Origin of the sequence: Saccharothrix hoggarensis (assembly GCF_042678885.1) — a bacterium.
Lineage (GTDB): Bacteria > Actinomycetota > Actinomycetes > Mycobacteriales > Pseudonocardiaceae > Actinosynnema > Actinosynnema hoggarensis.
In genome coordinates this window covers 1-14,328 of record NZ_JBHTLK010000188.1, presented here as the reverse complement: position 1 = coordinate 14,328, position 14,328 = coordinate 1, and the positions used below count along the sequence as shown (strand labels likewise).

The window sequence follows — 14,328 nt, the reverse complement described above, 5'->3', positions numbered from 1 at the left end:
CGCCTGACCCGCGCCGGCGCCGCGGCCCTGGGCCTGGACGTCGTCGCCGCCTGATCCGGCCACCGGCCCGGCCGCGCGGTCGCCGCCGACGACGCGTACCCCGAGGTCAGGCGTGCACGCCCGCCTGGTACTTCGGCACCCGCACGCTGATCTTCGTGCCGAGCCCCTGCGCCGTCTCCACCACCAGGCCGTAGTCGTCGCCGTAGCACCGCCGGAGGCGCTCGTCGATGTTCCCCAGCCCGATCCCGGCCGTCTCACCGACCTGACCGGCCAGGGTGCGGCGGAGGGCTTCCGGGTCCATGCCGATCCCGTCGTCCTCGATGGTGATGTGCGCTTCCGCGCCCGCGTCGGCCGCCAGGATCGAGATGTGCCCCGGCCCGACCTTGCCCTCCATGCCGTGCCGCACCGCGTTCTCCACCAGCGGTTGCAGGCAGAGGAACGGCACGGTCACCGGCAGCACCTCGGGCGCGATCTGCAACGTCACCTTGAGCCGCTCGCCGAACCGGGCCCGTTCCAGCGCCAGGTACTGGTCGATCGACTTCAGCTCCTCCGACAGCGTGGTGAAGTCGCCCGCCCGGCGGAACGAGTAGCGGGTGAAGTCGGCGAAGTCCAGCAACAGGGTGCGAGCGCGCTCGGGGTCCGTGCGCACGTACGACGCGATGGCGGACAGCGAGTTGTAGATGAAGTGGGGCGAGATCTGCGCCCGCAGCGCCCGCACCTCCGCCTCCACCAGTCGGGTCCGCGACCGGTCCAGCTCGGCCAGTTCCAGCTGGCCGGACGCCCACCGCGCCACCTCGTTCGTCGCCCGCACCAACCCGGCCGACGCCTCCCGGCTGTACGCGGCGAGCACGCCGACGACCCGGCCCTCCACGGTCAGCGGCGCGAGGACGGCCGTGTGCACCGGGCAGTCCGGCTCGGAGCAGGTGATGTCGAACGCCCGCGTGCGGCCGGTGTCGAACACGTCCGCGGCCAGGCCCATCGCCTCCGCCGCGTGGTGCTCGCCGTCGCCCTCCCACGCCACGACCTCGGTCTCGTCGGTCAGCGCGAGCGCGGGCGTGCCCAGCAGCGTGCGCAGGTGCTTCGCCGACTTCTTCGCCGCCTCGGGCACCAGCCCGGCGCGCAGCGGGGGAGCGGCGGACCACGCGGTGTGCAGCGTCTCGAACGTGATCCGCTGCTCGTGGGTGAGGAAGTCGTTGCGGGTGCGGGAGGTCCACCACAGCGTGATCACGACGGCGACCCCGACGAGCAGGATCGCGCCGACCGTCCACAGCGGCGCCGTCACAGCCGGTCCTGACTGCGCAGACCCAGGTTCTCCGGCGCGTGCAAGCGCACCATGACGTGGTTCACCCCCGGTGGCGCCTTGCGCGGCGTCAGGAGCGACACCACGTACATCACGACGAAACCCAGCGGCACGGTCCACGCGGCGGGCCGGGCCAGGAACACGTGGTACCACTCGCCGCGGCCGCCGGCGCTGATCGTCACGAGCCCCGCCACCAGCGCGGGCAGCCCGCCCGCCACCATGCCGGCGACCGCGCCGACCGTGGTGATGCGCGTGCTCCAGATGCCCAGCACCAGCAGCGGGCACAGCGACGACGCCGCCACCGCGAACGCCAGCCCCACCATGTCCGCCACCGGCACCTTGCCCACCAGCCACGTCATGCCCAGCGGCACCAGCACGGCCAGCACCGTCGACACCCGGAACCCGCGCACACCGCGGAACCGCAGCACGTCCCGGCTCAGCACGCCCGCCAGCGAGACCATCAGCCCGGACGAGGTGGACAGGAACGCGGCGAACGCGCCGCCGGCGACCAGCGCGCCCAGCAGCTGCCCGCCCAGCCCGTCGATCATCCGGCTCGGCAGCACCAGCACCACGGCGTCCGTGTCCCCGGTCATCAGCAGCTCGGGCGTGTAGAGCCGGCCGAGCGCGCCGTAGATCGGCGGCATCAGGTAGAACACGCCGAGCAGCCCCAGCACGATCAACGTGGTCCGCCGCGCCGCCCGGCCGTTCGGGTTGGTGTAGAACCGCACGATCACGTGCGGCAGCCCCATCGTCCCCAGGAACGTGGCGATGATCAGCGAGTACACCGCGTACAGCGGGAACCGCTCGCCGCCGCGCATCGGCAGCGCCCACACGTCGTTCGTGCTCGACGGGATCGACCGCACGTGCGGCACGGCCGCGCCCTCGGGGAACGTCAGCCGCGTCCCGGCGGCCACGGCGTGGTCGCCCGCGGTCAGCTCGCCGCCGCCGTCCACGCGCTGCCCGTCCACGACGCCCGAACCGGTGAACGGCGTGGGCCGGGTGACCTCGAAGCCGGTGTCGCTGTCGAAGCTCACCGTGGTCTGCTTCGGGAACTCGGGGAACTGCGGCCCGGTCAGGTCGCGCGCGCCGTGCGCGTGCCACGCCATGATCAGGAACACGACAGGCACCGCGATCGCGGTCAGCTTCAGCCAGTACTGGAAGGCCTGCACGAACGTGATGCTGCGCATCCCGCCGGAGATCACGTTCGTGGTGACGACCACCGCGACCACCAGCGCGCCCACCCAGTCCGGCGCGCCCGTCACGGTGTGCAGCGTCAGCCCGGCGCCCTGCAGCTGCGGCAACAGGTACAGCCACCCGATGCCCAGCGCGAACCCGCTCGCCACCGCGCGCACCGCGGGCGAGCCGAACCGGGCCTCGGCGAAGTCCGGCAGCGTGTACGCGCCGCTGCGCCGCAGGGGAGCGGCCACCAGGGCCAGGAGCACCAGGTAGCCCGCCGTGTAGCCGACCGGGAACCACAGCATGTCCGGCCCGTGCGCGAAGATCAGCCCGGCGATGCCGACGAACGACGCCGCCGACAGGTACTCGCCGCCGATGGCCGACGCGTTCCACCACGGCGACACGGTCCGCGAGGCGACGAAGAAGTCCGACGTCGTGCGCGAGATCCGCAGCCCGTACGTGCCCACCAGCATCGTGCCGACCGCCACGCCGAGCACGGCGATGATGCCGTACGTACTGGTCACGAACGCTCCACCAGCTCGGCGAACTCCCGCTCGCTGCGCTCGGCCTGCCGCACGTAGAACCAGCCGGCGAGCACGAACACGGGGAACACCAGCACGCCGAGCAGCAGCCACGGCAGCGGCAGGCCGAGGAGCCGCTGGGCGGCCACCGACGGCGCGAACGTGAACACCAGGGGCAGCGCCGCGACGCTCCCGCACACCACCGCGCACAGCAGCAGCCCGAGCCGCCGCTGCGTCCGGATCAGGGACCGCATGTAGACCGCGCCCAGCTCGCTCTGCTCGTCGATCTCCCGCGACGCCGGGTACGGCCGGGGCGCGCGCGTCGCGCGGGTGCGCGGGCTCGTCACCACCACGCGCTGGGCGTGCGGGCGCTGCGGCGACGTCACGACGGCTGCCGGTTGCGGCGCACCAGCAGCTGCCGCAACTGGCGGGCGTGCCGGCGGCTGACCGGCAGCACCGCGCCGCCGATGTTGACGCTCAGGTGGCCGTCCTCCAGCCGCAGCTCGTCGATGTGGCCGAGTGACACGAGGTGACTGCGGTGGATGCGGACGAACCCGGCGGACCGCCAGCGCTCCTCCAGCCCGTTCAACGCGGCGCGGACCAATCCGCTGCCGGTGGCGGTGTGCAGGCGGGCGTAATCGCCGTGCGCCTCGACGTACCGGATGTCGGCCAGCCGGATGAACCGGGTGATACCGCCGAGTTCCACCGGAATGACCTCGTCGCCCACGTCGGGCGCTTTCTCCGCGGGCGCGGCGCCGGCCGGTTCCGGCGATTTCGAATCGAGCACCTCGTGCACGATCCGGTGCACCGACTCGGCCAGGCGTTCCGCCCGGACCGGTTTGAGCAGGTAATCGAGCGCTTTCAATTCGAAGGCCTCGACCGCCGGTTCCTGGTGCGCGGTGACGAACACGATCCGCGGCGGCTGCGCGAACCGGGAGAGGACGCGGGCGAGGTCCAGCCCGTCCAGCCCCGGCATGCGGATGTCGAGGAACACGGCGTCGACCGGCTGACCGGCGTCCATGGCCCGGTGGAGCGTCCGCAACGCCTTGGTCGCGTCCGTGACCGCCTCGACGTGGGCGACGCGCGGGTCGGATCGCAGCAGGTAGACGAGGTCTTCCAGGGCGGGGGCCTCGTCGTCCACGGCGAGCACCCGCAGCGTGCGCTCAAGCGCCCCACGGCGCTCCGGGCCCTCGCAGAGGGGACAGGGAAGTCCTGAGGTCATGGAGTTCCAATGCGGTGTGGTCGGCGGCGTCGGCGATTAGACCACCGGACGCCTATCCTCGTCCCTCGGGGTGGCCAAGGGCAATGACCGGCGCGCTGCCTCCGCGTCACCGAGCGTCATCTCCAGTTCGAGGAACGCCTCCTGCGCCCGCCGCGCGGCCGTGGACACCGAGGCCGCGGCCGCGCTGCCGACCATCCGGCGGGTCGGCTCGCCCAACCCGCGCACCACCTCCGACCACTCGTCCGCCAGCCGCGCCAACTGCGTGAGCGCGGAGACCAATTCGGCGGAAGTGCGGGGCTTGCCGTCCGCGATCCGCGCCAGCACGACGTGCGGATCGGAATCCATGGCATCCCCCGATGTGAGCCGCGGTTGTATCGAAACCCGATGCTCTCGTTCGGGGGCGGCCGGGTCAACGACCCGGACGAGTGGTCTCGATTGGTGCGGAACTCGAAACGCCACGGACACATTCCCGCTGCTCGCGAAACCACCCGAACGGGAACGCGGGCGTGATCGCGGGTCGCCGCGGGCGTGCGGTCAGGTCACCTCGTCCAGCGCCGCGGCGGCCATGCGCTCGAAGTCCCCGAACCCGCTGCGCGCCGCCAGGTCGCGGCCCACGCGGGCGTGGCGGAGGGCTTCCGCGCGACGCCCGTCGGCCGCCAGCGCGCGGACCAGGTGGACGTGGGAGCGGGCCAGGCCGTAGCGGTAGTCGGCGGAGGTGGCCAGTTCCAGCGCCCGCAGGTGGGCGGCGACGGCGCGGGCCGGTTTGCCGAGGTGGCGCAGGACCAGGCCGAGCGCGTTGTGGATCTCGGACTCGATCCGCGGGCTGCCGCCCAGCTCCTGCACCAGCGCCAACGCCCGCTGCGCCGTCCGCAGCGCCTCGGCGTGCTCGCCGCCCAGGCACAGCGCCGCCGCCAGGTGGGCCATCGCCTCCGCCCGCGCGTGCCGCGCCCCCGTCCGGTACCACGAGGCGAGCGCGTGGCGCAGCAGCTCGACCGCTCGCGCGTAGTCCCCGGCCGCCGTGTGGCAGCGGGCGAGCAGCCCGGCGCACGTGGCCTCCATGTTCACCCCGTCGGCGGCGCGCGCCAGCTCCAGGCCCTCGGACAGCAGCGACTCGGCCACCACGCGCTCGCCGCGCATCAGCCGCAACGCGCCCAGCCCGGCCAGCGCGCCGATCCGCACGTGCGGCCCGGCCCACTCCTCGCCGCTCAACCCCATCAGCCGCTCGAACGAGGCGAACGCCGCCGGGAACTCGCCCAGCTCCAGGTGCACCACCCCGTTCAGCCCGGCGTGCATCCACACCGTCCGCCCGGTCGGCCGCGCCGACCCCAGGTACCGCTGCGCCACCCGCAGGTTGCCCAGGTTCCGGTGCTCGGCCGCCAGCCACACCAGCATCAACGTCTCGGCGTCGTGGTCGCCGGCGGCCCGGCTGGCGCCCAGCGCGGCGTCGATGGCGTGCACGAACTCGACGTGGTGGCCGTGCGACCCGAAGTACCCGCCGACCGCGTCGATCAGCCGCCACGCCAGCGGCAGCGGGCCGTGCGCGGCGCAGTGCTCGGTCGCCGCCAGCACGCTGGGACGTTCCGCGTCCAGCCACGCCCTGGCCACCTCCGGCGTCATCCGGGGCGGGCCGGACACGCCCAGCTCCGGGTACAGCACGTCGCCGACCTCGATCGCCGTGCGCAGGTACCACTCGAACAGCCGCCGCCGCGCCGCCTCCAGGTCCTCGCCCGCCGCCGCCGCGCGGTCCGCCGCGTAGTCGTGCAGCAGGTCGTGCAGCGCGAACCGGTCCGCCCCGACGCGCTGCACGAGGTGCGCCGACGCCAGGTCCTCCAGCAGCCCGCGCGCCACGTCCTCCGACGCGTCCAGCAGCGCCGCCGCCCCGAACACGCTGAAGTCCGGCCCCGGCAGCAGCCCGGTCAGCCGGAACAGCCGCGCCGCGTCCGGCGGGAGCGCCGCGTACGACAGGTCGAACGCCCGCCGCACCGCCGCCGTGTCGTCGTTGTCCACCGCCAGCGCGGCCAGCCGGTCGCCGCCGCGCAGCTCCTCCACGTACGACGCGACGTCCACGTGCGACGAGCCGACCAGGTTGCCCAGGGCGATCCGCAGCGCCAGCGGCAGGTAGCCGCACAGCCGGGCCAGCTCGCCGACCGCGTCGAACTGCGCCACCGCCGCCTCCGGCCCGAGCGACCGCGCCAGCAGCTTCCACGCCTCGTCGCCGCGCAGCACGTCCAGCCGCACGGACGTGGCGCGCAGCCGCAGCTCGTTGCGGCTGGTGACGACCACCGAGCAGCCGGGGTCGCCGGGCAGCAGCGGCCGCACCTGCTCGACCGACGCCGCGTTGTCCAGCGTGATCAGCACCCGCTTGCCGCGCAGCCGGGCCCGGTAGCCGCGGACCAGCTCGTCCTCGTCCACCGGGATGTGGTCCGACCGCACGCCCATCGCCCGCAGGAACCGCGCCAGCACCGCCGACGTGGACAGCGGCGGCGACGTGGCGTGCCCGCGCAGGTTGACGTACAGCTGGCCGTCCGGGTACCGGTCGCGCACCGCGTGGCACGCCGAGATCGCGAACGCCGTCTTGCCCACCCCCGGCGGCCCGCACACCACCACGGTCGCCGCGCCGCGCGACAACATCCCCGTCACGCGGGCCAACTCCGCGCCGCGGCCCACGAAGTTGCCCACCGGCGCGGGCAGCTGCGAGACCGGCGCCCACGTGCTCGCCGCCGGCTGGTGCAGCGCCGGGTCGCCGGTGAGGATCGCGTGGTGCACCGCGCGCAGCGAGTCGCTCGGGTCCACGCCCAGCTCGCGCGCCAGCGCCGTCGACGCCTGCCGGTACGCGTCGAGCGCGTCGGCCTGCCGGTCCGCCCGGTACAGCGCCACCATGAGCTGCGACCAGAACCGCTCGCGCAGCGGGTGCTGCGAGGTCAGCCGGCGCAGGTCGGCGATCACCTCGTCGCACCGGCCGAGCCGCAGCTTCACGTCCACGAGCTCGGAGACCACCCGCAACCGCTGCTCGGCGAGGTTCGGCACCTCGGTCTCGTGCAGCGACTCGGACGGCACGTCGGCCAGCGGCGGGCCGTGCCAGCAGTCCAGCGCCCGCTCGTACACCGGGCACGCGGCGGCGAAGTCCTCGGCGGCGACCAGCGCCGCGGCCTCGTCGGCCAGCGCCTCGAACCGGTGCAGGTCCAGCGCGCCGGGCGGCAGGTCGATCCGGTAGCCGGTCGGCGTGGTGTGGATGAGCTGCGGCTCGCCCAGCGCGCGCCGCAACCGCATCACGTACACGGGCAGCGTCTGCGCGGCGCGGTCCGGCGGCGCGTCGCCCCACACCCGGCGGATCAGGTCGCTCGTCGGCACGGAGCGGTTCGCGCCCAGCAGCAGGGTCGCCAGGACGATGCGGTGCTTGGCGGCGGTGACCGGGACCGAGCGGCCGTCCCGGCGGACCACGAGAGACCCCAGCACGCCGAACTCGTCCTGAGACAGGGTCAACCGCCTCCGTTCTGTCCCGACCAGTGCCATGCTCGTACGCCGGGTACCCGGCGGAGTACCACCGGATGGACTCCAGGCACGTCAGAGCCGGCCGACTTCGGTGATCCGCACGGCGGCCGTGCCGATCTCGTCCGACTCGGCCAGGTCGACCTCGGCGGTGAAGCCCCAGTCGTGGTCCTTCGCCGGGTCGTCGAGGACCTGCCGCACCCGCCACAGCCCCGGTTCCTGCGTGATCACGAGCAGCGCCGGGCCGCGCGCGTCCGGGCCCATGCCGATCTCGTCGTGCTCCTCGAAGTACGGCTCCAGCGCGTCCTGCCACTCCTCGGCGGTCCAGCCGGCGTCGCCGTCCAGCTGTCCCAGCTCGTAGTAGTCGCGCCGGGCCGCCAGCTCCACGCGCCGGAACAGCGCGTTGCGCACCAGCACCCGGAACGCGCGGACGTTTCCGGTGACCGCGGGCGGGCTGTCGCCCAGGGACGCGTCCACGGCCTCCTCGGTGGGGTTGCGCAGCTTCTCCCACTCGTCGAGCAGGCTGGAGTCGACCTGGCGGACCAGCTCGCCCAGCCACTCCTGCAGGTCGCTCAGCTCCTCGGTCTTCGCGTCCTCGGGCACGGTCTGCCGCAACGCCTTGTACGCGTCGGCCAGGTACCGCAGCACCAGGCCCTCCGACCGCGCCAGCTGGTAGTACGAGACGTACTCGGTGAACGTCATGGCGCGCTCGAACATGTCCCGCACCACGGACTTCGGCGACAGGTGGTGGTCGGCGACCCACGGGTGCCCGCGCCGGTACGTGGTGAACGCGGCCTCCAGCAGCTCGGCGAGCGGCTTCGGGTACGTCACCTCGTCCAGCAGCTCCATCCGCTGGTCGTACTCGATGCCCTCGGACTTCATCGCGCCGATGGCCTCGCCGCGCGCCTTGTGCTCCTGCGCGGACAGCACCTGGCGCGGGTCGTCCAAAGTGGACTCCACGACCGACAGCACGTCCAGCGGGTACGACGGCGACTCGCGGTCCAGCAGCTCGATCGCGGCCAGCGCGAACGGCGACAGCGGCTGGTTCAGCGCGAAGTTCACCTGGAGGTCCACGGTGAGCCGGATGTCGTCGCCCTGCCGCTCCACCACGCCCGCCGCCAGCAGGCCCCGGTACATCTGGATGGCCCGCAGGATGTGCCGGCGCTGCGCGGGGCGCTCCTCGTGGTTGTCCTCCAGCAGGTGCCGCATGGCGGCGAACGCGTTGCCCGGCCGGCCGATCACGTTCAGCAGCATGGCGTGGCTTACCTGGAAGCTCGACGTCAGCGGCTCCGGCTCGGCGTTCTTCAGCCGCTCGAACGTCTGGTCGCTCCACGACACGAAACCCTCGGGCGCCTTCTTGCGCACCACCTTGCGCCGCTTCTTCGGGTCGTCGCCCGCCTTGGCCAGCGCCTTCTCGTTCTCCACCACGTGGTCCGGCGCCTGCACCACGACCGTGCCGACGGTGTCGTAGCCCGCGCGGCCCGCCCGTCCGGCGATCTGGTGGAACTCGCGCGCCTTCAGGTGGCGGGTGCGCTGCCCGTCGTACTTCGACAGCGCGGTGAACACGACCGTGCGGATCGGCACGTTGATGCCCACGCCGAGCGTGTCCGTGCCGCAGATGACCTTCAGCAGGCCGGCCTGCGCCAGCTGCTCCACCAGCCGCCGGTACTTCGGCAGCATGCCCGCGTGGTGCACCCCGATGCCGTGCCGCACCAGCCGGGACAGGGTCTTGCCGAACCCCGACGTGAAGCGGAAGCGCCCGATCATGGCCGCGATGGCGTCCTTCTCGGCGCGGGTGGCGACGTTCACGCTCATCAGCGACTGGGCGCGTTCCAGCGCCGACGCCTGGGTGAAGTGGACGACGTAGACCGGCGCCTCGCGGCCGTGCAGCAGCTCTTCGATCGTCTCGTGCAGCGGTGTGGTGACGTACTGGAAGTTCAGCGGCACCGGGCGTTCGGCGGAGCGCACCACGCTCGTCGTGCGGCCGGTGCGGCGGGTCAGGTCCTTCTCGAAGAACGTGACGTCGCCGAGCGTCGCCGACATGAGCAGGAACTGCGCCTGCGGCAGCTCGATCAGCGGCACCTGCCACGCCCAGCCGCGGTCGGGCTCCGAGTAGAAGTGGAACTCGTCCATGACGACCTGGCCGACGTCGGCCCGCGTGCCGTCGCGCAACGCGATGTTGGCCAGGATCTCGGCCGTGCAGCAGATGATCGGCGCGGTCTCGTTGACGCTCGCGTCGCCGGTCATCATGCCGACGTTCTCGGCGCCGAACGTCTCGATCAGGGCGAAGAACTTCTCCGACACCAGGGCCTTGATGGGCGCGGTGTAGAAGGTCCTCTTGCCGTCCGCCATCGCGGCGAAGTGGGCGCCGATGGCGACCAGGCTCTTGCCCGAGCCGGTGGGCGTGCTGAGGATGACGTTCGAGCCGGAGACGATCTCGATCAACGCCTCCTGCTGCGCCGGGTACAGCGACAGCCCCCGCTCCTGCGCCCACTCGGCGAAGGTGTCGAAGAGGAGGTCGGGATCGGGGGAAGCCGGCAACCGGTCGGTGAGAGTCATCGCAGGCAGAGCATAGTGGTAACGCGGAGTGAGCCCCGCTCGCCCAGGTCAGGCCGGTCCGGGTGGGCCGGCGCGCCGCCGGCACGTGGAGGACCCCCGGTCGGCGCGACGCCGGGCCGTGCCGCCAACAGGGTGAAGATCACTCAACTGCACCTCTTTCGTTGTTGCAGGGAGCTGGCCACAACGGATGCTGGGCAACTAGCGTGGGCCCCGTGTCCGATCCGGTTGCAATGCACATGAGCGACGGCCTGCTGAACGCGCCGACCTCGCTGCTGTTCGTGGCGGTCGCGGTGGCGGGGGTGGGCGTCGCGCTGGCCAAGGCCCGCGGCGACCTCGACGACAGGACCGCCCCGATGGCGGGGCTCGTCGCCGCGTTCGTGTTCGCCACCCAGATGCTCAACTTCCCGGTGCTGCCCGGCGTGAGCGGGCACCTGCTGGGCGGCGCCCTGGCCGCCATCCTGGTCGGACCGTGGGTCGGCGCGCTGTGCGTGACGATCGTGCTGGTCGTCCAGTCACTCTTCTTCGCCGACGGCGGCGTCACCGCGCTCGGCGCGAACGTCACCAACATGGCCCTGATCGGCACGGCGGTCGGCTACCTGACGGCGCTGGCGCTGCGGCGGCTCGCCACCCGCGGCAAGGGCGGGTTGGCCGCCGTCGCGTTCGTGTCGGCCCTGGTGAACACGGTGCTGGCGTCGTTCGGCTTCGTGCTGGAGTACGCGATCGGCGGCCAGGGCGGCGTGGCGTTCGGCACGGTCGCCGCCGCGGTGCTCGGCGTCCACGTGCTGATCGGCGTCGGCGAGGGCGTGATCACCGCGGTCACCGTGACGGCGGTCGCGTCGGCCCGGCCGGACCTGGTGTACCTGCTGCGCGGCGTGCCGCAGAAGCTGGAGCTGAAGGCGTGAAGCGCTTCTTCCTGGGGTTCGCGGTGGTCAGCCTGGTGCTGGCGGGCGTCTTCTCCTACTTCGCCGACTCGGACCCGGACGGGCTCGACCACGTCACCGAGCAGCACGGCATCGCCGAGCACGCGCAGGACCACCCGTTGGGCGGGTGGCCGCTGGCGGACTACGCGGTGGCGGGCGACGACCGGTTCACCGGCGTCGCGGGCGTGCTGGGCGTCGTGCTCACGCTGGTCGTCGCGGGCGGGTTGTTCCGGCTGCTGCGCAAGCGGCCCGTCGAGGCGGACGCGAAGGCCGGCCCGCCCGACGCGACGTGAGCGCGGGCCACGGCTTCCTGCACCGGCCGGGCGACTCGCCGGTGCACCGCCTCGCGCCGCAGACCAAGATCGTCGCCACGGTGGTGGCGGTGCTCTGCGTGGTGGCCACGCCGCGCGAGGCGTTCTGGGCGTTCGGCGCGTACCTGCTCGCGCTCACGGCGGTGTGGGCGGTCGCCCGCGTCCCGGTGCGGTGGTTCGCCGCGCGGTCCGTGATCGAGGCGCCGTTCGTGCTGCTGGCCCTGGTGCTGCCGTTCACCGGCGGCGGGGACCGGGTCGACGTGCTGGGCGTGTCCGTCTCCGAGGAGGGCGCCCTGGCCGGGTGGAACATCCTGGCCAAGGGCACGCTCGGCCTGCTCACGTCCCTGACGCTCGCCGCCACCACGGCCCCGCAGGACCTCCTGCTCGGCCTGCAGCGGCTGCGCATGCCGTCGGTGCTGGTCACCATCGCCACCTTGATGCTGCGCTACGCCGAGGTGATCGTCGGCGAGGCCAGGCGGATGCGGGTGGCGCGGATCTCCCGCGGCGACGACCCGCGGTTCCTCTGGCAGGCCGGCGCGACGGCCCGCGGCATCGGCAGCCTGTTCATCCGCTCCTACGAACGCGGTGAGAGGGTGCACCTGGCGATGGTGTCGCGCGGCTGGACGGGCCGGATGCCCGACGGGACCGGGGGGAGTGCGGTGGTCGAGCCACAGCGGACCGCGCCCGCGCTCGTGGTGGAGCGGCTGGCGTTCGCGTACCCGGACGGCCACCAGGCCCTCTTCGGCATCGACCTGACGGTGCGGCGCGGGGAGCGCGTCGCCGTCCTCGGCCCCAACGGCGCGGGCAAGACGACGTTCGCGCTGCACCTCAACGGTGTGCTGGGCGGTGGCTCGGGCCGGGTGGAGGTGGCCGGGCTGCCGGTGGAGAAGGCGAACCTGAAGGAGATACGCCGCCGCGTCGGCGTGGTCTTCCAGGATCCCGACGACCAGCTGTTCCTGCCCACGGCGCGGCAGGACGTGGCGTTCGGCCCCGCGAACTTCGGCCTGCGCGGCGCGGAGCTGGACGAGCGGGTGGACCGGGCGCTGGCCGCGGTCGGCATGGCCGGGTTCGCCGACCGGTCGCCGCTGCACCTGTCGGGCGGGCAGCGCCGGCGGGTCGCGCTGGCCACCGTGCTGGCCTGCGACCCCGAGATCCTCGTGCTCGACGAGCCCTCGGCGAACCTGGAACCGGTGGCCCGCCGAGAGCTGGCCGAAGTGCTGCTGGCGCTGGACCGCACCATGCTCATGGTCACCCACGACCTGCCCTACGCCTTGCAGCTGTGCCCGCGCAGCGTGCTGATCGACGGCGGTGTCGTGGTGGCGGACGGACCGACGCGGGAGCTCCTGGCCGACACCGGGCTGCTGGCCCGGCACCGGCTGGAGCTCCCGTTCGGCTTCCGCCTCGACTGAGCTGGTCCTGCGGCTAACCCCTGGTCACGGGCTGGTGCAGGTGACCGTGGGCAGCGAGTTGGCGCCGGAGTAGGTGGCCGTGAAGCCGAACTTCACCGACTGCTCGACGCCCACCGTGCCGTTCCACGCCGCGTTCTTGACGATCACCTGAGAGCCGGAGCCGGACTTGACGCCGCTCCACAGGCTGTTGATCGTCTGGTTGCCGGCCCACGTCCAGTTCGCGGTCCAGCCGTTGTACGGGCTCTTGCTGTGGTTCATGATCTCGACCTCGGCCTGGAAGCCGCCCGACCACGCACTGGTGATCTTGTAGATCGCCATGCAGTTCGCGTCGCCCGGGGTGGTCGGGGTCGTGGTGGTCGTGCTGGTCGGGGTCGTCGACGTGGTGCTGGTGGTGGTCGACGTGGTGGTCGTCGTGGTCGTCGTGGTGGTGGTCGTGTTGCCACCGCGACCGACGCCCGTGACCTCGCCCCGGCCGCCGTCGAACACGACGTCGGAGCAGTTGTAGAACGTCTCCGCGCTGTCCGAGCGGGTCCACACCGAGTAGATGATGTGGCGGCCCGACTTGCCCGTCGGCAGGTTCGCGTTCCAGTAGTACTGGCCCTCGACCGTGCCGACCGCGCCGCTGTTCGGCGGGTTGGTCACGCTGTGGAACGGCGTGCTCTCCAGGTCGCTCCACGCCAGCGGACGGGTCGGGCTCCAGCTGTCCTTGGTCACGTACAGGTGGAACGTGCCCGGGTGGGCGGCCCACTTGTTGTAGGAGAACCCGAAGCTCGCCCCGGCGGTCAGGTGGGTCACCGGGTAGTCGTCACGGGCGATGTCGAACCCGGAGAAGGTCGGGTTGCCGCCGCTGCACAGCTTGCCGTCCGGGATGAACCCGGTGGTGCGACCGGCGCCGTCGGACCTCAGCACGCCGAACCAGTTGTAGAGGGCGTTGGTCCCACCCGCCGTCACCGCCGCGTTGCACGCGGGGTTGATCGGCTGGATGTTGCCCTGCGGGGTCAGTCCGTCCTGCCAGCACAGGAAGGTCCGGCTGCCCGGCTTCATCATGGCGCCGTGTGCGGACGCCGTGGTCGGGCTGATCACGTTCACGAGCGTCGCGATCAGCAGGCCGGCCACACCGGCCGCGGCCAGCGCGATCCATCGTCGGGCCGTCACGTCGTTCACCTCCTCGTTGAGGTTCTGGGAGCGCTCCCAGGAACGGTGTGACTGTAGCCGCGCCCGCGTCGGTCTGTGAATGGGCCGTTACGCAGTGCGTCCATAGGGCGCAACGCCTTCGGCCCTACGGACGCGGTCGCCTACACCCGGACGCGGGCCGGCCGCCTGCGGAGGTTCCGGGTCCGCGCTGGTCCGTGCGGGTGCGCCGGACCGTGTGAGGGGGAGGGGCCGTGCGGGTGGCCGGCGGGCGGCGCCGGCTGGTGCGG

Annotated in this window: 11 protein-coding genes and 1 pseudogene; 4 read left to right on the top strand and 8 right to left on the bottom strand. The window is 72.8% G+C overall.

Annotated elements, in window-relative coordinates; genetic code table 11:
• Nucleotides 1-106: 106 nt before the first annotated feature.
• From ACFQ3T_RS27275 to ACFQ3T_RS27245, 7 genes are all read right to left on the bottom strand, one after another.
• Nucleotides 107-1,282, bottom strand: coding sequence for a histidine kinase (locus ACFQ3T_RS27275; RefSeq protein ID WP_380727302.1), 1,176 nt, complete (start codon nucleotides 1,280-1,282; stop codon nucleotides 107-109).
• A complete protein-coding gene (locus tag ACFQ3T_RS27270; RefSeq protein ID WP_380727300.1) occupies nucleotides 1,279-3,000 on the bottom strand; it encodes a sodium/solute symporter in 1,722 nt (573 codons plus the stop codon). Before ACFQ3T_RS27270 ends, ACFQ3T_RS27275 begins: the two co-directional genes overlap by 4 nt.
• Nucleotides 2,997-3,383, bottom strand: a complete 387-nt coding sequence (locus ACFQ3T_RS27265) for a DUF485 domain-containing protein (RefSeq protein ID WP_380727298.1) — start codon at nucleotides 3,381-3,383, stop codon at nucleotides 2,997-2,999. Before ACFQ3T_RS27265 ends, ACFQ3T_RS27270 begins: the two co-directional genes overlap by 4 nt.
• Nucleotides 3,380-4,219, bottom strand: coding sequence for a LytR/AlgR family response regulator transcription factor (locus tag ACFQ3T_RS27260; protein WP_380727296.1), 840 nt, complete (start codon nucleotides 4,217-4,219; stop codon nucleotides 3,380-3,382). The genes ACFQ3T_RS27265 and ACFQ3T_RS27260 overlap by 4 nt, the downstream gene beginning before the upstream one ends.
• Before the next feature lie 36 nt (nucleotides 4,220-4,255).
• A complete protein-coding gene (locus ACFQ3T_RS27255) occupies nucleotides 4,256-4,564 on the bottom strand; it encodes a hypothetical protein (protein WP_380727294.1) in 309 nt (102 codons plus the stop codon).
• Nucleotides 4,565-4,753: 189 nt separating this feature from the next.
• Nucleotides 4,754-7,702, bottom strand: a complete 2,949-nt coding sequence (locus ACFQ3T_RS27250) for an AfsR/SARP family transcriptional regulator (protein ID WP_380727292.1) — start codon at nucleotides 7,700-7,702, stop codon at nucleotides 4,754-4,756.
• 81 nt (nucleotides 7,703-7,783) lie between these two features.
• Nucleotides 7,784-10,267: a DEAD/DEAH box helicase gene (locus tag ACFQ3T_RS27245; RefSeq protein ID WP_380727290.1), complete on the bottom strand. Its 2,484-nt coding sequence runs from the start codon at nucleotides 10,265-10,267 to the stop codon at nucleotides 7,784-7,786.
• A gap of 212 nt (nucleotides 10,268-10,479) precedes the next feature.
• Here ACFQ3T_RS27245 and ACFQ3T_RS27240 point away from each other — a divergent pair, with 212 nt between their 5' ends.
• The 4 genes and pseudogenes from ACFQ3T_RS27240 to ACFQ3T_RS27225 all read left to right on the top strand — a co-directional run bounded on the left by ACFQ3T_RS27240 (nucleotide 10,480) and on the right by ACFQ3T_RS27225 (nucleotide 12,907).
• Nucleotides 10,480-11,169, top strand: a complete 690-nt coding sequence (locus ACFQ3T_RS27240) for an energy-coupling factor ABC transporter permease (protein ID WP_380727288.1) — start codon at nucleotides 10,480-10,482, stop codon at nucleotides 11,167-11,169.
• On the top strand, nucleotides 11,166-11,480 hold the full coding sequence (locus tag ACFQ3T_RS27235; protein ID WP_380727286.1) for a PDGLE domain-containing protein: 315 nt from the start codon (nucleotides 11,166-11,168) through the stop codon (nucleotides 11,478-11,480). Before ACFQ3T_RS27240 ends, ACFQ3T_RS27235 begins: the two co-directional genes overlap by 4 nt.
• Nucleotides 11,477-12,067: pseudogene (locus ACFQ3T_RS27230) on the top strand (energy-coupling factor transporter transmembrane component T family protein); the annotation flags it as partial. The gene ACFQ3T_RS27235 and the pseudogene ACFQ3T_RS27230, both read left to right, overlap by 4 nt.
• A gap of 63 nt (nucleotides 12,068-12,130) precedes the next feature.
• On the top strand, nucleotides 12,131-12,907 hold the full coding sequence (locus tag ACFQ3T_RS27225; RefSeq protein ID WP_380727304.1) for an energy-coupling factor ABC transporter ATP-binding protein: 777 nt from the start codon (nucleotides 12,131-12,133) through the stop codon (nucleotides 12,905-12,907).
• A gap of 24 nt (nucleotides 12,908-12,931) precedes the next feature.
• Here ACFQ3T_RS27225 and ACFQ3T_RS27220 read toward each other — a convergent pair whose 3' ends face one another.
• Nucleotides 12,932-14,062 carry a lytic polysaccharide monooxygenase gene (locus ACFQ3T_RS27220; protein WP_380727284.1) on the bottom strand — a complete coding sequence of 377 codons (1,131 nt, stop codon included), beginning with the start codon at nucleotides 14,060-14,062 and terminating at the stop codon, nucleotides 12,932-12,934.
• Nucleotides 14,063-14,328 lie beyond the last annotated feature (266 nt).